The 21,532-nt window shown below is 32.2% G+C and carries 19 protein-coding genes and 1 tRNA gene; 5 read left to right on the forward strand and 15 right to left on the reverse strand.

What is annotated here, in order from left to right:
* Window positions 1-50 precede the first annotated feature (50 nt).
* Window positions 51-590: a nucleoside deaminase gene (locus D3P13_RS14450; protein WP_198680035.1), complete on the forward strand. Its 540-nt coding sequence runs from the start codon at window positions 51-53 to the stop codon at window positions 588-590.
* Here D3P13_RS14450 and D3P13_RS14455 read toward each other — a convergent pair.
* From D3P13_RS14455 to D3P13_RS14465, 3 genes are all read right to left on the reverse strand, one after another.
* A complete protein-coding gene (locus tag D3P13_RS14455; protein ID WP_117883584.1) occupies window positions 587-994 on the reverse strand; it encodes a hypothetical protein in 408 nt (135 codons plus the stop codon). The two genes, D3P13_RS14450 and D3P13_RS14455, sit on opposite strands and share 4 nt — an antisense overlap.
* An 85-nt stretch (window positions 995-1,079) precedes the next feature.
* The gene (locus tag D3P13_RS14460; protein ID WP_117883585.1) at window positions 1,080-1,259 is read right to left on the reverse strand and encodes a hypothetical protein; all 180 of its coding nucleotides are present in this window, start codon (window positions 1,257-1,259) and stop codon (window positions 1,080-1,082) included.
* 71 nt (window positions 1,260-1,330) lie between these two features.
* Window positions 1,331-1,849, reverse strand: coding sequence for a DinB family protein (locus D3P13_RS14465; RefSeq protein ID WP_117883586.1), 519 nt, complete (start codon window positions 1,847-1,849; stop codon window positions 1,331-1,333).
* A gap of 33 nt (window positions 1,850-1,882) precedes the next feature.
* On the opposite strand from D3P13_RS14465, the gene hutI reads away from it, so the two are divergent.
* The 3 genes from hutI to D3P13_RS14480 all read left to right on the forward strand — a co-directional run bounded on the left by hutI (window position 1,883) and on the right by D3P13_RS14480 (window position 5,691).
* Complete coding sequence (gene hutI / locus D3P13_RS14470) at window positions 1,883-3,118, forward strand: imidazolonepropionase (protein ID WP_117883587.1); 1,236 nt, start codon at window positions 1,883-1,885, stop codon at window positions 3,116-3,118.
* Window positions 3,119-3,320: 202 nt separating this feature from the next.
* Window positions 3,321-4,391, forward strand: coding sequence for an N-acetylmuramoyl-L-alanine amidase family protein (locus D3P13_RS14475; protein WP_117883588.1), 1,071 nt, complete (start codon window positions 3,321-3,323; stop codon window positions 4,389-4,391).
* Between the two features lie 163 nt (window positions 4,392-4,554).
* Window positions 4,555-5,691, forward strand: coding sequence for a putative porin (locus D3P13_RS14480; protein WP_117883589.1), 1,137 nt, complete (start codon window positions 4,555-4,557; stop codon window positions 5,689-5,691).
* Window positions 5,692-5,982: 291 nt separating this feature from the next.
* Here D3P13_RS14480 and D3P13_RS14485 read toward each other — a convergent pair whose 3' ends face one another.
* On the reverse strand, window positions 5,983-6,711 hold the full coding sequence (locus D3P13_RS14485; protein WP_117883590.1) for an FKBP-type peptidyl-prolyl cis-trans isomerase: 729 nt from the start codon (window positions 6,709-6,711) through the stop codon (window positions 5,983-5,985).
* Window positions 6,712-6,877: 166 nt separating this feature from the next.
* On the opposite strand from D3P13_RS14485, the gene ftcD reads away from it, so the two are divergent.
* Window positions 6,878-8,572 (forward strand): glutamate formimidoyltransferase, encoded by a 1,695-nt coding sequence (gene ftcD / locus D3P13_RS14490; protein WP_117883591.1) that lies wholly within the window; start codon window positions 6,878-6,880, stop codon window positions 8,570-8,572.
* Between the two features lie 40 nt (window positions 8,573-8,612).
* Here the strand turns inward: ftcD and D3P13_RS14495 are convergent, their stop codons facing one another.
* From D3P13_RS14495 to D3P13_RS14545, 11 genes are all read right to left on the reverse strand, one after another.
* Window positions 8,613-9,749 (reverse strand): hypothetical protein, encoded by a 1,137-nt coding sequence (locus D3P13_RS14495; RefSeq protein WP_117883592.1) that lies wholly within the window; start codon window positions 9,747-9,749, stop codon window positions 8,613-8,615.
* A gap of 54 nt (window positions 9,750-9,803) precedes the next feature.
* On the reverse strand, window positions 9,804-10,115 hold the full coding sequence (locus D3P13_RS14500; RefSeq protein ID WP_117883593.1) for a DUF3467 domain-containing protein: 312 nt from the start codon (window positions 10,113-10,115) through the stop codon (window positions 9,804-9,806).
* Window positions 10,116-10,117: 2 nt separating this feature from the next.
* Window positions 10,118-14,389, reverse strand: coding sequence for a DNA-directed RNA polymerase subunit beta' (gene rpoC, locus D3P13_RS14505; RefSeq protein WP_117883594.1), 4,272 nt, complete (start codon window positions 14,387-14,389; stop codon window positions 10,118-10,120).
* 74 nt (window positions 14,390-14,463) lie between these two features.
* A complete protein-coding gene (gene rpoB / locus D3P13_RS14510) occupies window positions 14,464-18,279 on the reverse strand; it encodes a DNA-directed RNA polymerase subunit beta (protein ID WP_117883595.1) in 3,816 nt (1,271 codons plus the stop codon).
* A gap of 132 nt (window positions 18,280-18,411) precedes the next feature.
* The gene (rplL, locus tag D3P13_RS14515; protein ID WP_117883596.1) at window positions 18,412-18,789 is read right to left on the reverse strand and encodes a 50S ribosomal protein L7/L12; all 378 of its coding nucleotides are present in this window, start codon (window positions 18,787-18,789) and stop codon (window positions 18,412-18,414) included.
* A gap of 48 nt (window positions 18,790-18,837) precedes the next feature.
* A complete protein-coding gene (gene rplJ, locus D3P13_RS14520; RefSeq protein ID WP_117883597.1) occupies window positions 18,838-19,353 on the reverse strand; it encodes a 50S ribosomal protein L10 in 516 nt (171 codons plus the stop codon).
* Window positions 19,354-19,373: 20 nt separating this feature from the next.
* Complete coding sequence (gene rplA / locus D3P13_RS14525; RefSeq protein WP_117883598.1) at window positions 19,374-20,066, reverse strand: 50S ribosomal protein L1; 693 nt, start codon at window positions 20,064-20,066, stop codon at window positions 19,374-19,376.
* 21 nt (window positions 20,067-20,087) lie between these two features.
* Window positions 20,088-20,525 (reverse strand): 50S ribosomal protein L11, encoded by a 438-nt coding sequence (rplK, locus tag D3P13_RS14530; protein ID WP_117883599.1) that lies wholly within the window; start codon window positions 20,523-20,525, stop codon window positions 20,088-20,090.
* A gap of 65 nt (window positions 20,526-20,590) precedes the next feature.
* Window positions 20,591-21,142, reverse strand: coding sequence for a transcription termination/antitermination protein NusG (nusG, locus tag D3P13_RS14535; RefSeq protein ID WP_117883600.1), 552 nt, complete (start codon window positions 21,140-21,142; stop codon window positions 20,591-20,593).
* Between the two features lies 1 nt (window position 21,143).
* The gene (gene secE / locus D3P13_RS14540; RefSeq protein WP_117883601.1) at window positions 21,144-21,338 is read right to left on the reverse strand and encodes a preprotein translocase subunit SecE; all 195 of its coding nucleotides are present in this window, start codon (window positions 21,336-21,338) and stop codon (window positions 21,144-21,146) included.
* A gap of 85 nt (window positions 21,339-21,423) precedes the next feature.
* Window positions 21,424-21,496, reverse strand: a tRNA-Trp gene (locus D3P13_RS14545).
* Window positions 21,497-21,532: the final 36 nt, after the last annotated feature.

The following is a 21,532-nucleotide window of genomic DNA, read 5'->3' on the forward strand; positions in this document are numbered from 1 at the left end:
AGATTGTAAACATTTCTTATGTCTCATTTTTTATCTCAAATTAGATTATAATGTGTAATAATTTCAATAAAAAATTCCCTGGTGAAGCTGAGAAAGCTCAATCAGATACTAAAAAATTGCCTGACCATGAACTTTACATGAGTGAAGCTATTCAATTAGCTATAAAAGGAATGAACGCTAATGAAGGAGGTCCTTTTGGCTGTGTTATTGTTAAAGATAATAAAATAATTGGAAGAGGAAATAACAAAGTAACTTCGAATAATGACCCTACAGCACATGCTGAAGTTACGGCTATTAGAGATGCTTGTAAACATTTAAATTCTTTTCAATTAGAAGGTTGTATTATTTACACATCATGCGAACCTTGTCCTATGTGCTTAGGTGCAATATATTGGGCTAGACCAGATAAAGTATATTTTGGTTGTAGTCAAACTGATGCTGCCAATATAGGGTTTGATGATGCCTTTATTTATAAAGAAATTGATTTAGCTTTTGATAAACGTAGTATTCCTTTTCAACAAGTAGCTCGAACTACTGCTTTAGAAGCTTTTAACAAATGGACAGAAAAAGAAGATAAAACGGCGTATTAATTTTTAGCTTTTTCTAATTGTTGTTGCCATTGCTTTTGTATTCTGGTATCCCACATAGACCATATAAAATGATCGCTGTTTACAGAAACATTATAATTGTTAAATTCAGTTCTCCTAAAGTTGTCAGACAAATCCTCATAGGTAATGTGCCTTCCAAAATTTCTTAAATCTAATTTAATTCTATTTGCATTAGAAAAGGAAGAATCATCACTAAAATCCATAATCCAAAGGTTAAGATAATTCAAATTTAAAGAAGCCATACTCTCTTTATCTGTTTGATAAATCAGCGAGTTAGCTGCAAAAATACTTGTAGGTACAGAATTATCTTCCTTTACAACTTTTTTTACTTGCGAAAAAATTGAAATCGAAAATAATAAACAGAAAATAATAAGTATATTTTTCATAATTCTAAGATTAAGATATTAAACCCATCTTAACTTTTCTTATTAAAAAAAGTCAAGATAAGTCTATACTCAAATATAAGAATAATTACTGAAAATCTAAATTGTTATTTCCTTTACTAAATAATTCAATAGTATTTAGATAATTTTCATACTCTATCAATTTTGATAATGTATATTTATCTTTTTTGTAAGGTTTAATATTCTTTTTTCTATTTTTTTTGGGACGTAAAGATTCGTCACTTTCAGAGTCGAAGTTTTTATTCATGTCTAGCGTATTTTTATTAAATAACGTAAACAAAAGCCTAATTATTACATTTTCATTACTTCAAAAGAACATTAAATTAAATATCTTTCTTCAATGATTTTTAAATGATGTAATAAATGCCCTGATACGATATAGCCTAAGGCTTTGACTGACATCGATTTACCACTTGCTACTCCTACATTTATAAAATCAGAAGCATCAAAACTTGTGAAAAGTAAAATAGTAGATAATCTTACTACCTTTAATTCTTCTAACATTTCTCCGTAAGATCTATCATTAGCATTTGAATACTTAACAAAATCATTCTCATCAAACCCTGGTAAAAGTGTAGTATCATTTCTACTAAAAGTTAAAGCTCTATAACCAAAAACACGTTCAGAATCAATTATGTGCTGAACCAACTCTTTTATTGTCCATTTACCTTCTTCATATCGATAGGATTGTTTTGGTTCTGATATATTTTCCAAAACAAGTAATGCTCTATTTAAAGAATCTTCTAAATTGTTAATGACACCTTTTGAATTTTCTCCCAAAATATCAACATATGGCTGAAAAAATGAAGCATATTCACTCTTACTTAATTCTAACATATTTCGTTATCTTTACGGTAAAGATAGCCAATTATGCCTACACTTATTACGAATATTAAAGAATTGCTGCAAATTAGAGATGGTTCAGTGAGCAGGGTTTCTGGTTCTGAAATGAAAACATTACCTACCCTTAAAAATGCATTCTTATTGATAGATGATGGTTTAATTAAGGATTTTGGTAAAATGGATGATCTTTATAAAATTCCAGTAAATGAAGTAATTAATGCCCAAGGAAAAATGGTACTTCCCACTTGGTGCGATAGTCATACACATATTGTTTATGCCGGAAATAGAGAAGGTGAATTCGTTGACAGAATTAACGGATTAACCTATGAGGAGATTGCTGCAAAAGGAGGAGGTATTTTAAATTCAGCAAAGAAATTACAGCAAACTAGTGAAGATGATTTACATAAGCAATCTGCTAAACGCTTAGAAGAAGTTATGGCATTGGGCACTGGTGCTGTTGAAATAAAATCGGGATATGGTTTAACAACAGAGGCTGAGCTTAAAATATTACGAGTTATCAAAAAGTTAGCGGAAAATTATCCAATAACCATAAAGGCCACTTTTTTGGGTGCTCATGCGTTTCCTTCTGAATTCAAAAATAATGAAGAAGGTTATGTGGATTTAATAATCAATAAAATGTTACCTAAAATAGCGTCAGAAAACTTAGCCGAATTTATTGATGTCTTTTGCGAAAAAGGATATTTTTCTATTGATCAAACAGAGAGAATCATTGTTGCCGGCAAAACTTATGGATTAATTCCTAAAATACATGTGAATCAATTTAACAGCATTGGGGGCATTCAGTTAGGTGTTAAATACAACGCACTTTCCGTTGATCATCTTGAAGTTATGACAACAGAAGATATTCAAACCTTAAAAAACAGTACTACAATGCCTGTGGCACTTCCCTCCTGCTCTTACTTTCTTGGCATTCCTTATGCACCTGCAAGAGAAATGATTGATTCGGGATTGTCATTAGCCTTAGCAACTGATTACAACCCAGGCTCTACGCCTAGTGGCAATATGAATTTTGTTATTAGTACCGCTTGTATTAAAATGAAAATGACACCTGAAGAAGCCATTAATGCAGCTACTATTAACGCAGCCTATGCAATGAATATCTCAGACACACACGGTAGTATTACCAAAGGCAAAAAAGCAAACATAATAATCACTAAAGAAATTTCTTCCTATGGCTTTCTACCTTATGCTTTTGGTAGTAATCTGATTGACATGGTTTTCATTGATGGAAAACAAATATAGAACTGGTTTAGACTTTTTGTTACATAGAAGAGCTTTGTTTAATTCAATTAATATTTAATTTTGAAACCTCTATCGTTGAATCTATTGATGGTTCTATAAAAATTATTAATTTCGCCTACTATTATAATGATTTTCAATATGGCTATTTCTAAAAATGAGAATAGCATATGGTTTTAAATAATTCAAAAAAAGTAATTAATAAATGCTTAGAAAAATATTCTGCTTGCTCTTTTTCCTTGGTATAAACATTTTTGTTATTGCTCAAACATCACATAAAACGGTGATAGCTGTTAACGGTGATGGCGTTTATTCTATCCTTAGAAAAAATGGTTTAGAACCGACAAAGTATCTTAAAGAATTTATAGAATTAAATAAAAAAAACTTAAGAACAAATAATGGTTTGCTTATAGGGAAAACCTACATCCTTCCATTAACTCAAAAAGACAGTATTGCTGCTATAAAAATACCTAAAATATCTGATTCTGTTCCTCCTGAAACGATTTCAGAAACAATTGACACCATTGTATCACTAGAGAAAATTTACGATCCTATTTTTGGTAAAAACTACAATCCTATTGTTATAGAAAATAAAAAATTAAAAGGTGCTATTTACTATTTAATTTCTGGACATGGCGGTCCTGATCCCGGTGCTATGGAGAACTATAATGGTACGCTTATTTCTGAAGATGAATATGCATATGATGTAACTTTACGATTAGCTCATATGCTCATATCTAATGGAGCAAAGGTTTATCTAATTATTAAAGATAAAAATGACGGAATTCGTGATGATAAAATATTAGAAGTAGATCATGATGAGTTTTGTTACCCCGAAAACCCAATTCCTTTAAGCCAGAAATTGCGATTACGACAACGAACAAAAGCAGTAAATAATTTATTTTTAAAACATAAAGGTGCTTACCAAAGATTAATTGTTACACATGTTGACAGCAGAAATAAGAATAAAAATATTGATGTTTTTTTCTATCACGACAGTAAAAGTAAAAGTGGAAAAAAATTAGCCGAAAATATCCATAATTCTTTTAGAGATAAATATAACGAACATCAACCAAATAGAATATACGATGGTTCAGTAAGCACTAGGGGGTTATATTTAATAAAAAGCACATTACCTGCCATGGTATATATTGAATTGGGCAATATCAAAAATAAAAAAGATCAAAAACGAATTCTTAATTATAAAAACAGAGAAGCCTTAGCCGAATGGATTCATAACGGACTTTTAGTTGATTTTGATGAAAATAAAAAGTAAATTTAATTAGTTATAAAAGCATTACCAAGTATGGCTTTCTTCTCCATGATTATGGTTGATATTTAATTATTAACTCTAGGTAAAAATCAATTGATTTTTACTAAAATATTGCTAATTTCGTTTTTAAATCAAACCAATTTATTATCATATAACAATTCTCATCTTGAAAAAAACATTATACTTTTTACTCCTAGTACTACTTCCCGTATTTTTATCAGCCCAAAGTAATGATACTATAAAAAAACTTTCATTTATGGGAGATTTTAGATTTAGAATAGAGCAGGATTGGAAATCTCTCAATTCTTCAGGTGTTTATCGCGATGATCGAACGCGTCTGCGTTATAGAGCACGTTTTGGGGTTTCCTATACATATAATGATTGGCTATCATCAGGAATTAGAATAAGAACAGGTGACCCCAAAAAGCAGCAGGATCCTCAATTGACATTAGGTGATGGTTTTAAAGAATTCGGTACTTTACCAATTGCTATTGAAAAAATTTATGCCAAATTCAACTATAAATGGTTTTCTGCCTGGGTTGGTAAAAATGCTTTTCCTTTTGAAAAGCAAAATGAACTGTTTTGGAGCGATAATGTTTTTCCAGAAGGTGTTGCATTATCAGGTAAATTTAATTTTGAAAATAAATTTTTAACATCTTTACAAATAAATACAGGTCATTTTATTGTGACAACCCAAGGTAAATCTCTAGAGTCGGATAGTTACTTTCAAGGAGTACAACTCGTTACCACACATTGGAAAAACAGAATTAAAATATTCCCTTCTTATTATAGTTTTAATAAAATGCCTAATATCCCTGATGGTAATGAAACCTATGTATTAGATTATTCTATAGCCCATGTTGGTGCATCTATAAAATTAATCAATCAACCTAAAGTTATAGCTGGCATTGATTATTATTATAATACTCAGAATTATAATAATAAAGACTCAATTCCTCAAAAATTTAAAAATGAAAAACAAGGTTTCGTATCCAATATAAGTATAGGGGATTTAGCAAAAAAAGGGGACTGGAAAGTGCAATTAACCCATACTTATTTAGAAAAGTATGCTGCTGTTGATTTTTTATCACAAAATGACTGGGCAAGATGGGATTATTCTTCACAAGGTTCACCTGATGGTAGGTTAACAAATTTTAAAGGTCTTGAAATAGCTGGTGGATATGCTATTGATAAAAACATTAATCTAAAATTAAGGTATTTTATAGTGGACCAAATTATACCAACCGGTAATGACAAAGAAACTGGAAACCGAATTAGATTAGATTTTAATATAAGTTTTTAAAACTATAATTAGAAAATAAACTTTATATCGACTAATACTTATAAAAGGATTAAAAATAGGTTTTGATGGATTATTGTTAGGTTAAGCTACTACTAACAATTTAAAAAAATAATATAAACCGAGTAAACAAAATTGAATTAACGAGAACAGTTATTCTAATGATGAAAATAACGTTCATTTTGCTCGTTTGTGTACTCTAGGCTTTTTTATTAAACAATTAGCACTTTATAAAACATAAAAGGAGCGATGTAAACATCGCTCCTTTTTTTATATATTATTTGTTTGCTATTATTACTTAATAATTTCTAACATTTCAACTTCAAAAATTAAAGTTGAAAAAGGTTTAATTGGTCCATTAGGTCTTGGAAAAGCACCATAAGCCAACTCTTGAGGAATAAAGAATTTGAATTTAGAACCAACAGGCATTAACTGTAATCCTTCTGTCCATCCTTTTATAACTTGGTTAACTCCAAATTCAGCGGGTACTCCTTTATCTACAGAACTATCAAATACAGTTCCGTCAATTGAAGTTCCATGATAATGAACTTTTACCTTAGAAGTAGCACCTGGTTTTTCACCAGTACCTTCTTTTAAAACAATGTATTGCAAACCGCTAGCAGTTGTTTTTACACCTTCTTTTGTTTTATTTTCAGCCAAGAATTTTTCACCTTCCGCTTTGATTGATGCAAAATCTTTTTCAGCTTTTGCTAAAGCTTCAGCTTGTTGTTTTTCTTGTTCTGCCATTTGTTTGCCTTGCATGTAAGCTCTAATAATACTATCAGTTTTTGCAGCAGGAATTAAAATATTCAGTGAATCAGCTCCATTTCTATAACCTTGCAATACTAAATCCGTATCAAGATTATCAAAAGTTTGTTTTAAACTAGAAGCTATATTTACCCCTAATGCATAACTTACTGAATCAATTTCAGTCTTTAATGCCTTTTTTGTAACACCTTGGCTGTTACAAGAAAAAAGTACAGTTGACATTAATATAACTGTAAAAAATTTCACTATTTTCATTTTATATTATTTTAAATTCGCCGCAAAACTAAGGAATTTTAATCACTTATATTCATTGATTTAAATATTTTTATCGTTATAAGAATGAGTATTATAATCCTAAATATTGGAATATCTCAAAAACAAAATATAACTTTGATATTCATAACCTGTAAAGTGTAATAAGATGCAAAAACAATTGATAGAATGCGTACCCAATATTAGTGAAGGTCGCAATACCGAAAAAATTAATACAATAGCACATATTGTAGAGACGGTTAAAGGTGTAAAACTACTAGATATTGATCCTGGAAAAGCCACAAACCGTACCGTAATTACTTTTGTAGGCGAACCCGAACAGGTTATTGAAGCTGCATTTAAATTGATTAAAAAAGCTTCAGAATTAATTGATATGCGTCATCAAAAAGGCGAACATCCTAGGTTTGGAGCCACCGACGTTTGCCCTTTAGTACCAATTTCAGGAATTACATTAGAAGAAACAGCAAAATACGCTCATAAATTAGGAGACCGTGTGGGTAAAGAACTTGGAATACCTGGTTATTTTTATGAGACCGCAGCAAAAGAAAATAAACGTAAAAATTTGGCCAATTGTAGAGCTGGAGAATATGAAGGCTTACCTAAAAAATTAATAAACCCTGAATGGAAACCTGATTTTGGCCCAGCCGAATTTAATGACAGTGTTTCAAAAACAGGAGCCATAGCAATTTCTGCACGTGACTTTCTAATTGCCTATAATATCAACTTAAACACAACATCTACTAGAAGAGCCAATGCTATCGCATTTGATATGCGTGAAGCTGGAAGAATTAAAAGAGAAGGAAATCCGATTACGGGTAAAAAAGTAATAGATAATAATGGAGAGCCCGTTCGTATTCCTGGTAAATTAAAAGCGGTGAAAGGTATTGGTTGGTATATTGAAGAATATGGTATTGCTCAAATTTCATATAACTTGACCAATATTTCAATCACCCCAATGCACATCGCTTTTGATGAAACGGCAAAAAATGCCGAGGAAAGAGGATTGAGAGTAACAGGGTCTGAATTGGTTGGGCTTATTCCACTTAAAGCAATGTTGGCTGCTGCCGATTATTTTCTAGAAAAACAACAACGCTCTCTAGGTATTTCTGAAAATGAAAAAATTAAAATCACTATAAAATCGCTAGGGTTAGATGATTTAAAACCGTTTAACCCACAGGAAAAGATAATAGAGTATGTTTTGAATAAAGATGCAAGTAAAAAGCTTATTGATTTATCTTTATCTGATTTTGCTGACATAACCGCAAGTGAATCCGTTGCTCCTGGTGGTGGTTCTATTGCCGCATATACCGGTGCATTAGGTGCTGCTTTAGGGGCTATGGTTGCCAACTTATCTTCTCATAAAGCGGGTTGGGATGATAAATGGAAATATTATTCAGATTGGGCAGAAAAAGGACAAGTATTTAAAACTAAATTACTCTTTTTAGTAGATGAAGACACGAATGCTTTTGGTAAAATTATTGACGGCTTTAGGATGCCAAAGAGTACCGCTGAAGAAAAAGAACTAAGAAGACAAGCAATTGAAGTTGCTACAAAATATGCTACTGAAATTCCATTTCAAGTTATGGAAACAGCCTATAATTCAATGGAAGTAATGCAAACCATGGTTAAGGAGGGTTTACCTAGTTCACTTTCTGATGCTGCAGTTGGAGTGTTATGTGCAAGAACTGCAGTTATTGGTGCCTATTTTAATGTGAAAATTAATGCTAAGGATTTAAAAGACAGAAATTTTGCTCAGGAAATCATAGCTAAAGCTGATAAGATATATAACAATGCTTTACGCGTTGAAAAGGAAGTAATTGAATTTGTAAATAGTAAAATGTAGTAAATGAATATTAAAATTTTTCTATATACCGATAAATATATTACATTTTAATAATGACATTTGTTTTTCTCAAATACAACATAGTAGCAATATGTACCAAACAAATACATAAAAATATACCTAAATAACTAAAAAACAAAAACCACATTATAGGTACAGTAGTCCAATTATTAATAAACTTAGGAAAGAGTAATCCTATTTCAGAGGTGAACAATACTAAGCCATAACAGAACCAAATTATTGGATGCACTTTTTTTGGTAATGACAACCAAATAAAAGGGGTGTAAATACCCAAGAAAATTAAATGAAGCCAGGCAATTAAAATAAACCTACTTTCTACAGCTAAATCAGCAATTGCAGGAACACTCCCTAAAACATTCAAAAAAGCAATTATTAGAACACCTAAATAAAGGAATTTATAGTTGTGTTTTAAGGTACTGAATTGCTTTACAAAACTTAATAACAAACCAAACAACCCTAGGGATCCAAGACTACCAAATAATTGAATTGGCCAATGATTAAAACTAAAATCTAATGAGTGTGCAAAAAGAAAACCTAGGCTAACAGTAAGGACTAATAATTGAGTTTTATTGAGTTTAATTTTTGCTTTATGAAATAGCACAGCCAACATCCATGTTAAAAACACGCCAAAATATTGAAAATGTAGGTAAAAGAAAATAGCTTGCTGATACCAAGGTGAATTTTGCATTTCCATTGCCATAAGTGGCCCTAACATATACGGACCTATACTTGACAGAAAGTGAAATACAATTCCTAGTTTTATTAAATTTTGTTGTTTATTATTAGAATCAAGCTTTCGCCATAAACGAATTAACAATATGTAACTTACCCATAAATGGATAGTAGAAAACAAAATGGAGTAAAAAGCATATCCCTGTAGAATAAATGCTACTAAAAAAATAGCAACACATAGCTGTAATATCAAAAACAACCAATAGGTAGCTTTATCGATCTCAATTACAAACGTTGACCAGACAGTAATTAAAAGTGCATTAAAAATAAAGCCTAATAGCATTACATGGCTATGTGAATGCAACACATTCTTAAATGGAAAACCACTAAAAGAACCTGTATAAGCATAGCGTAATATCAATCCTAATAAAGCACCAATAATTCCAAACAGTAATGGGTAGGTCCAAAGCCTTTTAACCTTCATAACAACTAAGATATAAAAAAAGCCTCCAATATGTATTGGAGGCTTTTAACTTATTTATGCTTGACCTGTCGGTCCAAAATTCATTGGAATTGGAGGTTGTTCATAATCTTTTATTTCACCGTGAGCATTTTCAAATCTATTTATATTCTCTGCCAATGCTTTTGCTAAACGTTTAGCATGCTGTGGCGTTAAAATAATTCTAGACTTTACTTTAGCCTTTGGTGTACCTGGCATAACGTTAACAAAGTCAACCACAAATTCAGATACAGAATGATTGATAATTGCTAGGTTAGCATAAGTGCCATCAGCAATACTCTCATCTAATTCAATATTTAATTGATTTTCTTTATTTTTATCTTCTGCCATAATTAGTTCTCTTCCATTTCTGCTTTAGATCCTACAATCATATGATCATACATACGCATACCAGTACCTGCCGGAATTCTCTTACCAACAATTACATTTTCTTTCAATCCTTCTAAGGTATCAATTTTACCACTTACAGCAGCTTCGTTTAATACTTTAGTTGTCTCTTGGAAAGATGCAGCAGAAATAAATGATTTCGTTTGTAGTGATGCTCTTGTAATACCTTGTAAGATAGGTTCTGCTGTTGCAGGAATTGCCTCTCTTGCTACCACTAAGTTTTTATCAGATCTACGTAAAATAGAATTTTCATCTCTTAATTTACGTGAAGAAATAATCATACCTAGTTTTAGGGTTTCAGAATCACCTTCATCCTCAATAACTTTCATTCCGTAAATTTCATCATTCTCATGAATAAAGTCGTTTTTATGAATCAATTGATTTTCTAAGAAAATAGTATCTCCAGAATCAATAATTCTTACTTTACGCATCATTTGACGAACAACAACTTCAAAGTGTTTATCATTAATCTTCACACCTTGTAGTCTATATACTTCTTGAATTTCGTTTACCAAATATTCTTGAACAGCACCAGGTCCTTTAATATTTAAAATATCAGTTGGAGTTACAGCTCCATCAGACAATGCCATACCTGCTTTAATAAAGTCATTCTCTTGAACTAAGATCTGATTAGAAAGTTTTACTAAATATTTTCTAATATCACCTAATTTAGATTCAACAATAATCTCACGGTTACCACGCTTAATTTTACCGAATGAAACCACACCATCAATTTCTGATACAACAGAAGGGTTAGAAGGGTTACGAGCTTCAAACAATTCAGTTACTCTTGGTAAACCACCTGTAATATCACCTGCTTTACCAGATCTTCTAGGTATTTTAACCAATACTTTACCAGCATCAATTTTCTCTCCTTCTTCAACCATTAAGTGAGCACCTACAGGTAAACTGTAAGATCTTATCACTTCACCCTTAGCATCTAATATTAATAAAGTAGGAACTACTTTTTTGTTCTTAGATTCAGAAATTACTTTTTCTTGGTGACCTGTTTGTTCATCGACTTCAACGACATAAGTAATACCTTGATCTATATTTTCAAATCCGATTTTACCTTTAAATTCAGATACAATTACACCATTATAAGGATCCCATTGACAAATAACATCTCCTTTTTTAATCGTTTTAGCATCTTTTACTGATAGGTAAGAACCGTAAGGAATATTATTAGTACTTAAGGTAATACCCGTTTTCTTATCTAGAATTTTAATTTCTGATGTTCTAGAAATTACAATATCTGCTTTATTACCATCATTATCAAGACCTTCAACTGTATTCAAGTCTTCAATTTCAACAGCACCATCAAACTTAGCCGTTAATTTATTCTCTTCAGAAATATTACCTGCAATACCACCCACGTGAAAAGTACGTAAGGTTAACTGTGTACCAGGTTCTCCAATAGACTGTGCTGCAATTACACCAACAGCCTCACCAATTTGAACCATATTACGAGTTGACAAACTGTTACCGTAACATTTCGCACAAATACCTCTTGAAGCCTCACAAGTTAATGCTGAACGTACTTCAACACTTTCTATTGGTAAAGATTCAATAACAGCAATGATATCTTCATCTATTTGTTCTCCTTCACCAACAATGATTTCATCTGTTAAAGGATTTCTAACATTATTTAAAGAAGTTCTACCGAAAATACGATCTCCTAAAGATTCTACAATCTCTTCATTTTTCTTAAGCGGGAAAATTTCAAGACCTCTTAACGTTCCACAATCGTGTTCGTTTACAATAACATCTTGAGAAACATCTACCAAACGACGTGTTAAGTAACCAGCATCTGCCGTTTTTAAAGCGGTATCTGCTAGACCTTTACGAGCACCGTGTGTAGATATAAAGTATTCTAAAATTGATAATCCTTCTTTAAAGTTAGAAAGAATAGGGTTTTCAATAATTTCTCCACCACCTGCTGTAGATTTTTTAGGCTTCGCCATTAATCCACGCATACCTGTTAACTGACGAATTTGTTCTTTAGAACCCCTTGCACCAGAATCAAGCATCATATATACTGAGTTAAACCCTTGTTGGTCTTCTCTCAATCGTTTCATAGAAAGTTCTGTCAACTTATTGTTTGTAGAACTCCATATATCAATTACTTGATTATAACGTTCTTTATTCGTTAACATACCCATATTATAACTAGCAGTAATAGTATCTACTTGCTCGTTGGCATCATCAATCATTCCTGATTTTTCTTTAGGGATAATAATATCTCCTAAACTAAATGATAAACCACCTTTAAATGAGAAATGATACCCCATTCCTTTTATCGCATCCAAAAATTCTCCTGTAGTAGGCACATTGGTCACTTTTAATATACGACCAATAATATCTCTCAGTGATTTTTTTGTCAATACCTCATTTACATATCCAGCTGCTTCAGGAACCACCTCATTAAATAAAACTCTACCAACTGTTGTTGTAACAATTTGTGTTGTTAATTCTCCATTTTCATTAAAGTCTTTAGTTCTAACTCTAATTCCTGCATTAAGATCTACTTTCTTTTCATTAAAAGCAATATTTACTTCCTCTGGAGAATAAAAAGTAGTTCCCTCTCCTTTAACTGTATAAGTTTCATCAGTTTTACGCTCTTTGGTCATATAATACAGACCCAAAACCATATCCTGAGAAGGTACAGTAATCGGTGAACCATTTGCTGGATTCAAAATACTATGTGAAGCCAACATTAATAATTGACATTCTAAAATAGCTTCTGGTCCTAATGGTAAATGCACCGCCATTTGATCCCCATCAAAATCCGCATTAAATGCAGTACACACAAGTGGGTGTAATTGTATAGCCTTACCCTCAATTAATTTTGGTTGAAAAGCTTGAATACCCAAACGGTGTAATGTTGGAGCACGGTTCAATAATACAGGATGTCCTTTTAAAACATTCTCTAAAATATCCCAAACTACAGGTTCTCTTTTATCTATAATTTTCTTTGCAGATTTTACTGTTTTTACAATACCTCTTTCAATTAATTTTCTAATTACAAAAGGCTTGTATAATTCAGCTGCCATATCTTTTGGCAATCCACATTCAAATAATTTCAATTCAGGTCCAACAACAATTACCGAACGTGCAGAATAATCAACACGTTTACCCAATAAGTTTTGACGGAAACGACCTTGTTTACCTTTTAATGAATCAGATAATGATTTTAAAGGTCTATTTGATTCTGTTTTTACTGCAGATGACTTACGTGTGTTATCAAATAATGAATCTACAGATTCTTGTAACATACGTTTCTCATTACGCAAAATAACTTCAGGAGCTTTAATCTCCATCAATCTTTTTAAACGGTTGTTTCTAATGATTACACGACGGTATAAATCATTTAAATCTGAAGTCGCAAAACGACCACCATCTAATGGCACTAACGGACGTAATTCTGGTGGTATAACTGGAACCACCTTCATAATCATCCATTCTGGCTTATTTTCTCTATTTAAATTTGCATCTCTAAAAGCCTCAACAACATTTAACCTTTTTAAAGCTTCAGTTTTACGTTGTTTAGAAGTTTCAGTATTTGCTTTATGTCTTAATTCATAAGATAAAGAATCTAAATCTATTCTAGACAATAGTTCTATTAAACATTCCGCACCCATTTTAGCGATAAACTTAGTAGGGTCAGAATCATCTAAATATTGATTATCTTGAGGAAGAGATTCTAAAATATCTAAATATTCTTCTTCAGTTAAGAAGTCCATTTTCTCTAAAGACTCACCTTCTGCATTCTTAGCATTACCTGGTTGAATTACTACATAACGTTCGTAGTAAATAATCATGTCTAATTTCTTAGAAGGTAATCCTAATAAGTAACCCATTTTATTTGGTAATGATCTAAAATACCAAATATGTGCAATAGGCACTACTAAATTAATATGACCTACTCTATCTCTACGAACTTTCTTCTCCGTAACTTCTACTCCACATCGATCACAAATAATTCCTTTATATCTAATTCTTTTGTACTTACCACAAGCACACTCATAATCTTTTATAGGGCCAAAAATACGCTCACAAAATAAACCATCTCTTTCTGGTTTGTGCGTACGATAATTAATGGTTTCTGGTTTTAAAACTTCCCCTCTAGATTTTTCTAGAATTGATTCAGGCGAAGCCAAACCAATAGAAATTTTATTGAATTTTTTTACAGTGTATTTTTCTTTTTGTTTTGCCATGATATATTATGCAATCAATTAAAATGTAAAAATGTATTGTAAAACTGTGGAGCCAAAACTCCACAGTTTGATTGTTATTCCTCTAATCTAACGTCTAAGCCAAGTCCTTTTAACTCGTGCATTAATACATTAAACGACTCTGGTAAACCAGGTTCTGGCATTGGTTCTCCTTTTACGATAGATTCGTAAGTTTTGGCTCTACCTAATACATCATCTGATTTTACGGTTAAGATTTCTCTTAATGTAGCAGATGCTCCATAAGCTTCTAATGCCCATACTTCCATCTCACCAAAACGTTGACCACCAAATTGTGCTTTACCACCTAATGGTTGTTGTGTAATTAATGAATATGGTCCAATAGAACGTGCATGCATTTTATCTTCAATCATATGACCTAATTTAATCATATAAATTACACCTACTGTTGCTGGTTGATCAAAACGCTCACCTGTACCACCATCATATAAATACGTATGTCCAAATTCAGGTACACCTGCTTTATTGGTTAATTCAGTAATTTGATCAATACTAGCACCATCAAAAATTGGTGTTGCATATTTTTGATTTAATTTCTGACCAGCCCAACCTAACACTGTTTCATAAATTTGTCCAATATTCATACGAGAAGGTACACCTAATGGATTTAATACGATATCAACAGGAGTTCCATCTTCTAAGAAAGGCATATCTTCAGCACGTACAATACGAGCTACAATACCTTTATTACCGTGACGACCCGCCATTTTATCTCCCACTTTAAGTTTACGTTTTTTCGCAATATAAACTTTAGCAAGTTTTACAATACCTGCTGGTAACTCATCACCAACTGTAATTGTAAATTTCTCTCTACGTAATGACCCTTGAATATCATTCACAGTAATTTTATAGTTGTGAATTAATTCAGTAATCAATTTATTTAAATGATCATCAGTTGTCCAAGTACCTTTAGTTAAGTACTCGAAATTGCTAATTGCATTTAACATTTTCAACGTATATTTTTTTCCTTTAGGAAAAACTTCTTCACCTAAATCATTTAATACACCTTGTGCCGTTTTACCATTAACAAGACTAAAAAGTTTATCAATTAAACGTTCTCTAATATCATCAAACTTAAGGGTAAATTCAGCCTCTAATTTTGCAATATCTTCTTTGTCTTGGCTTCTTTTTGCTTTATCCTTTATTGTTCTTTGGAATAATTTCTTATCGATAACAACACCGTTCAATGATGGAGAAGCCTTTAAAGAAGCATCTTTAACATCACCAGCATTATCACCAAATATAGCACGTAATAATTTTTCTTCTGGAGTTGGATCAGATTCTCCTTTTGGAGTAATCTTACCAATAAGAATATCGCCTGGTTTAATTTCAGCACCAATTCTTATCATTCCATTTTCATCTAAATCTTTAGTAGCTTCTTCACTAACATTTGGAATATCATTTGTTAATTCTTCAGCACCTAATTTAGTATCTCTAACATCTAGAGAATATTCATCAATATGAATAGAAGTAAAAATATCTTCACGAACAACTCTTTCAGAAATTACGATTGCATCCTCAAAGTTATACCCTTTCCAAGGCATAAAGGCTACTTTCATATTTCTACCTAAAGCTAATTCACCTTTTTCGGTTGCATAACCTTCACAAAGTACTTGACCTTTAGCAACTTTATCTCCTTTGGTTACAATAGGATGTAAGTTTATAGAGGTACCTTGATTTGTTTTTCTAAATTTAATAAGATTATAGGTTTTACTATCTTCTGTAAAACTTACTAACCTCTCCTCTTCTGTTCTGTCATATCTAATAGTAACTTTATCAGAATCTACATATTCTACAACACCATTACCTTCGGCATTGATAAGAATTCTTGAATCCGTTGCTACTCTACGCTCTAAACCAGTACCAACAATTGGAGACTCAGGTCTCATCAATGGAACTGCTTGACGCATCATATTCGATCCCATTAATGCACGGTTGGCATCATCATGTTCTAAGAACGGAATCAACGAAGCTGATATCGAAGAAATTTGATTCGGAGAAACATCCATGTAATTAACTTCTTCTGGAGTTACTAATGGAAAATCACCCTCTTCTCTTGCTACAACTTTTTCTAATTCTATTCTACCTTCATCATCTAAATCTAAATTAGATTGGGCAATTTTTTTACCTTCTTCTTCTTCTGCACTTAAATAAATAGGCGTTTTAGTAATATCAATTTTACCATCAACTACTTCACGATAAGGAGTTTCAATAAACCCTAGGTTATTCACTTTTGCATATACAGCTAGTGAAGAAATCAATCCAATATTCGGCCCCTCTGGAGTTTCAATTGGACAAAGACGACCATAATGAGTATAGTGAACATCACGTACCTCAAAACCAGCTCTTTCTCTAGATAAACCTCCAGGTCCTAATGCTGATAATCTTCTTTTATGAGTAATCTCAGCCAATGGATTCGTTTGATCCATAAATTGAGATAATTGATTCGTTCCAAAAAACGAATTAATTACAGATGATAATGTTTTCGCATTAATCAAATCAATAGGTGTAAACACCTCATTATCACGCACATTCATACGTTCTCTAATGGTACGAGCCATACGAGAAAGACCGACACCAAACTGACTTGCTAACTGCTCTCCAACAGTTCTTACACGACGGTTAGATAAGTGATCAATATCATCAACTTCCGCTTTAGAATTAACCAATTTGATTAAATTCTTGATAATCGTAATAATATCAATTTTAGTTAAGACACGTTCTTCAATATCAATGTCTAAACCTAATTTTTTATTCATTCTATAACGACCAACTTCACCTAAATTGTAACGTTGTTCAGAAAAGAACAATTTATTTATAATACCTTTTGCTGTCTCATAATCTGGCGGCTCAGCATTACGTAATTGACGGTAAATATGTTCTACAGCTTCCTTTTCAGAATTTGTAGGATCTTTTTGTAAGGTGTTATGGATTATAGCATAATCACCCATTTCATTGTCTTCTTTATGTAAAAGAATGGTTTTAGTTCCAGCATCAAGTATTTCATCAATATGTTCTTTTTCAAGAACAGTATCTCTATCTAAAATAATCTCATTACGCTCAATAGAAACAACTTCACCAGTATCTTCATCAACAAAATCTTCATGCCAAGTTTTCAATACTCTCGCAGCTAACTTTCTGTCTAAAACTTTTTTCAATCCACTTTTTGAAACTTTTATTTCATCAGCAAGATCAAATATTTCTAATATATCCTTATCACGTTCATATCCGATAGCACGGAATAAAGTAGTAACAGGTAATTTTTTCTTTCTATCAATATAGGCATACATTACCTGATTGATATCTGTTGCAAATTCTATCCAAGAACCTTTAAAAGGAATTACCCTCGCAGAATATAATTTAGTACCATTAGCATGGAAAGATTGACCGAAGAAAACCCCTGGCGAACGGTGTAATTGAGAAACCACAACACGTTCAGCACCATTTATAACAAAAGTACCACTATGTGTCATGTAAGGAATTGTACCTAAATATACATCTTGTACAATAGTTTCAAAATCCTCATGTTCCGGATCAGTACAATACAATTTAAGTCTTGCCTTTAATGGAACACTATGCGTTAAACCCCTTTCGATACATTCTTGAATTGAGTATCTTGGCGGATCAACAAAATAATCTATAAACTCTAATACAAATTGATTTCTGGTATCAGTTATAGGGAAATTATCTGAGAAAGTTTTAAATAAACCCTCGTCACTTCTTTGGTCTGCCTTAGTTTCTAACTGAAAAAAATCTTGAAACGATTTTACTTGAATATCTAAAAAGTCAGGATAATCAGTAATTAGTTTTGCAGATGAGAAGTTTACTCTTTCGGTACTTGTATTTGTTGCCAATGGAGAAATTTTTTAATTAAAAAAATGATGAACTTTAAATAACGAATATATACGCAAAATGGTTTAGGCCAATTACGCATACACGCAATGACCTAAACCTTAATTGTCTAGCCCGATATTCGGGGACTGAACCTATTTAAGTTCAACCTCAGCTCCAGCCTCTTCTAAAGATGTTTTAAGACCTTCAGCTTCTTCTTTAGAAACTCCTTCTTTAATTGCTTTAGGAGCACCATCTACTAATTCCTTAGCATCTTTAAGACCTAAACCAGTTAATTCTTTAACTAATTTTACAACTGCTAATTTAGAACCACCAGCTGCTTTTAAAATTACGTCAAATTCTGATTGCTCTTCAGCTGCATCATCGCCAGCACCAGCACCAGGTCCTGCTACTGCTACTGCAGCTGCTGCAGGCTCAATACCATACTCGTCTTTTAATATATTAGCCAATTCATTAACTTCTTTTACAGTTAAGTTAACTAATTGTTCTGCGAAATCTTTTAATTCTGCCATTTTTGTTTGTTTTAATTTTTTAATATTTAGATTATAAGTGCGTACTTTTTATTTTTCTGATAAAGTCTTAAGGATTCCAGATAATTTCTGACCACCTGATTGTAATGCTCCAATAACATTTTTAGCTGGAGATTGTAACAATCCGATAACTTCACCAATAAGTTCTTCTTTAGATTTAATATTTACAAGTGCATCTAATTGGTTATCACCAACATAAATAGCCTCTTCAATATAAGCTCCTTTAAGAACTGGTTTGTCAGATTTTTTACGGAATTCTTTAATTACTTTTGCAGGAGCATTACTAACTTCAGAAATCATTATAGAGGTATTTCCCTTTAAAACTTCTGGTAATTCTCCAAAATCTTTATCAGATTTTTCCATTGCTTTAGTAAGCAAGGTATTTTTAACAACTGCCAATTTTACATTAGCTTTAAAACAAGCTCTGCGTAATTTTGTAGTATTTGAAGCATCTAAGCCCGAAATATCTGCAAGGTATATTGTGCTACTATCAGCTAATTGGCTTGTTAAGTCGTCTATTACTTGTGATTTTTGTTCTCTAGTCATTTTTCTAAACTTTTAACTTGCTATACAACTGATTTGGTATCTATTTGAATACTAGGACTCATCGTACTAGACATAAAGACACTTTTTACATAAATTCCTTTAGATGTTGTTGGTTTTAACTTCATTATTGTTGTAAACAATTCTTTAGCATTACCAGCAATTTTATCGGCATCAAAAGACGCTTTACCTATAGCAGCATGAATGATTCCAGTTTTATCAACTTTAAAATCAATTTTACCACCTTTAACATCTGCAACAGCTTTTGCTACATCCATAGTTACGGTACCAGTCTTAGGGTTAGGCATTAAACCACGTGGGCCTAATACTCTACCTAAAGGACCTAATTTACCCATAACGCTTGGCATTGTAACAATTACGTCAACATCTGTCCATCCTCCTTTAATTTTTTGAAGGTATTCATCTAAACCAACATAATCAGCACCCGCCGCTTTGGCTTCCTCTTCTTTATCTGGTGTTACCAATGCAAGTACTTTCACATCTTTACCTGTTCCATGTGGTAATGTTACTACCCCACGAACCATTTGATTTGCTTTTCTAGGATCAACTCCTAATCTAACCGCAACATCAATAGATGGATCAAACTTTACATTAGATATTTCTTTTACTAAAACAGAGGCTTCTTCTAAAGAATATGCCTTTGTAGCATCCACTTTGGCCTTAGCTTCTTTTCTATTTTTAGTTAATTTCGACATTTTTTTATAAAATTATAAAGTTTAAGCAGGAGCGTTTCCTTTAACTTTTATTCCCATTGATCTTGCTGTACCCGCAACCATTTTCATTGCTGATTCAACTTTAAAAGCATTTAAATCAACCATTTTATCTTCAGCAATGGTTCTAATTTGGTCCCAAGTAACCGTCGCAACTTTTTTACGATTTGGTTCTCCTGATCCTTTTTTAGTTTTCGCAGCTTCAAGTAACTGTACTGCAGCTGGTGGTGTTTTTACAACAAAGTCAAAAGACTTGTCTTTATAAACAGTAATAGCCACTGGTAACACTTTGCCTGGTTTATCTTGAGTTCTAGCATTAAACTGCTTACAGAACTCCATGATGTTAACCCCGGCAGCACCCAAAGCAGGTCCAACAGGTGGCGAAGGGTTTGCTGCTCCTCCACGAACTTGTAATTTTACAACCTTACTAATTTCTTTTGCCATTTTTTAAACTTTAGTTTAGACAATAATTTAATGGAAACTTAAATTAAGTCTTAAATATGTAACATTTATGATATTTTCTCAACTTGCATATAGCTCAATTCCAATGGAGTTTTTCTTCCAAAGATTTTAACCATAACCTCAAGTTTACGTTTTTCTTCATTTATATTTTCGATAGTACCATCAAAACCATTGAATGGACCATCTATAACTTTAACTGTTTCTCCTTTTATATAAGGAATAGCCACATTTTCATTCTGCACAGCTAATTCATCAACCTTACCTAACATTCTATTCACTTCTGATCTTCTCAAAGGAACTGGATCTCCACCTTTTACTTCACCCAAAAATCCAATTACACCAGTAACCGATTTAATTACGTGAGGAAGTTCTCCTGTTAAATTAGCTTGAATCATTATATACCCTGGAAAATAAACTTTTTCTTTATTTACTTTTTTTCCAGCACGTATTTGTATCACTTTTTCTGTAGGTACCAACACCTGATCAACATAATCTGAAAGACCTAAACGAGCAACTTCGTTTTCGATATAAGTCTTAACTTTATTTTCTTGACCTCCAATAGCTCTCACTACATACCATTTCTTTACAGAATCTGACATATTATTTATTAAATAGATTAAAATATTGTTCTAAACCTAACTGAAATACCTTGTCAACAAGAAATACTGCTATAGCGAATAAAACAGTAAATAGAGCTACTACCACTGTAGATTTTTGAGCTTCTGTAAAAGATATCCAGGTAACCTTATGGTTTAGCTCTTCAAAAGATTCTTTAATGTATGTAACAATACCCATTATATATATATTTTTTGTGATAATATCTAATCAAATTTATTCAGGACAGGCTTGAATTTTGAAAACACTATTTTTTTAACTATTGCACGGGCGGAGAGGCTCGAACTCCCGACACCCGGTTTTGGAGACCGGTGCTCTACCAACTGAGCTACACCCGTATAGAATATTAGGTGCTCCTTAAAAAGGAGCACCTA

It is taken from the genome of Aureibaculum luteum (assembly GCF_003449015.1).
Taxonomy (GTDB): domain Bacteria; phylum Bacteroidota; class Bacteroidia; order Flavobacteriales; family Flavobacteriaceae; genus Aureibaculum; species Aureibaculum luteum.

Excerpts from the sequence above, each read along its gene's own strand:
- D3P13_RS14450 (WP_198680035.1), top strand. The coding sequence starts at position 51 with ATGTGTAATAATTTCAATAAAAAATTCCCTGGTGAAGCTGAGAAAGCT.
- D3P13_RS14455 (WP_117883584.1), bottom strand. The coding sequence starts at position 994 with ATGAAAAATATACTTATTATTTTCTGTTTATTATTTTCGATTTCAATT.
- D3P13_RS14460 (WP_117883585.1), bottom strand. The coding sequence starts at position 1,259 with ATGAATAAAAACTTCGACTCTGAAAGTGACGAATCTTTACGTCCCAAA.
- D3P13_RS14465 (WP_117883586.1), bottom strand. The coding sequence starts at position 1,849 with ATGTTAGAATTAAGTAAGAGTGAATATGCTTCATTTTTTCAGCCATAT.
- hutI (WP_117883587.1), top strand. The coding sequence starts at position 1,883 with ATGCCTACACTTATTACGAATATTAAAGAATTGCTGCAAATTAGAGAT.
- D3P13_RS14475 (WP_117883588.1), top strand. The coding sequence starts at position 3,321 with ATGCTTAGAAAAATATTCTGCTTGCTCTTTTTCCTTGGTATAAACATT.
- D3P13_RS14485 (WP_117883590.1), bottom strand. The coding sequence starts at position 6,711 with ATGAAAATAGTGAAATTTTTTACAGTTATATTAATGTCAACTGTACTT.
- ftcD (WP_117883591.1), top strand. The coding sequence starts at position 6,878 with ATGCAAAAACAATTGATAGAATGCGTACCCAATATTAGTGAAGGTCGC.
- D3P13_RS14495 (WP_117883592.1), bottom strand. The coding sequence starts at position 9,749 with ATGAAGGTTAAAAGGCTTTGGACCTACCCATTACTGTTTGGAATTATT.
- D3P13_RS14500 (WP_117883593.1), bottom strand. The coding sequence starts at position 10,115 with ATGGCAGAAGATAAAAATAAAGAAAATCAATTAAATATTGAATTAGAT.
- rpoC (WP_117883594.1), bottom strand. The coding sequence starts at position 14,389 with ATGGCAAAACAAAAAGAAAAATACACTGTAAAAAAATTCAATAAAATT.
- rplL (WP_117883596.1), bottom strand. The coding sequence starts at position 18,789 with ATGGCAGAATTAAAAGATTTCGCAGAACAATTAGTTAACTTAACTGTA.
- rplJ (WP_117883597.1), bottom strand. The coding sequence starts at position 19,353 with ATGACTAGAGAACAAAAATCACAAGTAATAGACGACTTAACAAGCCAA.
- rplA (WP_117883598.1), bottom strand. The coding sequence starts at position 20,066 with ATGTCGAAATTAACTAAAAATAGAAAAGAAGCTAAGGCCAAAGTGGAT.
- rplK (WP_117883599.1), bottom strand. The coding sequence starts at position 20,525 with ATGGCAAAAGAAATTAGTAAGGTTGTAAAATTACAAGTTCGTGGAGGA.
- nusG (WP_117883600.1), bottom strand. The coding sequence starts at position 21,142 with ATGTCAGATTCTGTAAAGAAATGGTATGTAGTGAGAGCTATTGGAGGT.
- secE (WP_117883601.1), bottom strand. The coding sequence starts at position 21,338 with ATGGGTATTGTTACATACATTAAAGAATCTTTTGAAGAGCTAAACCAT.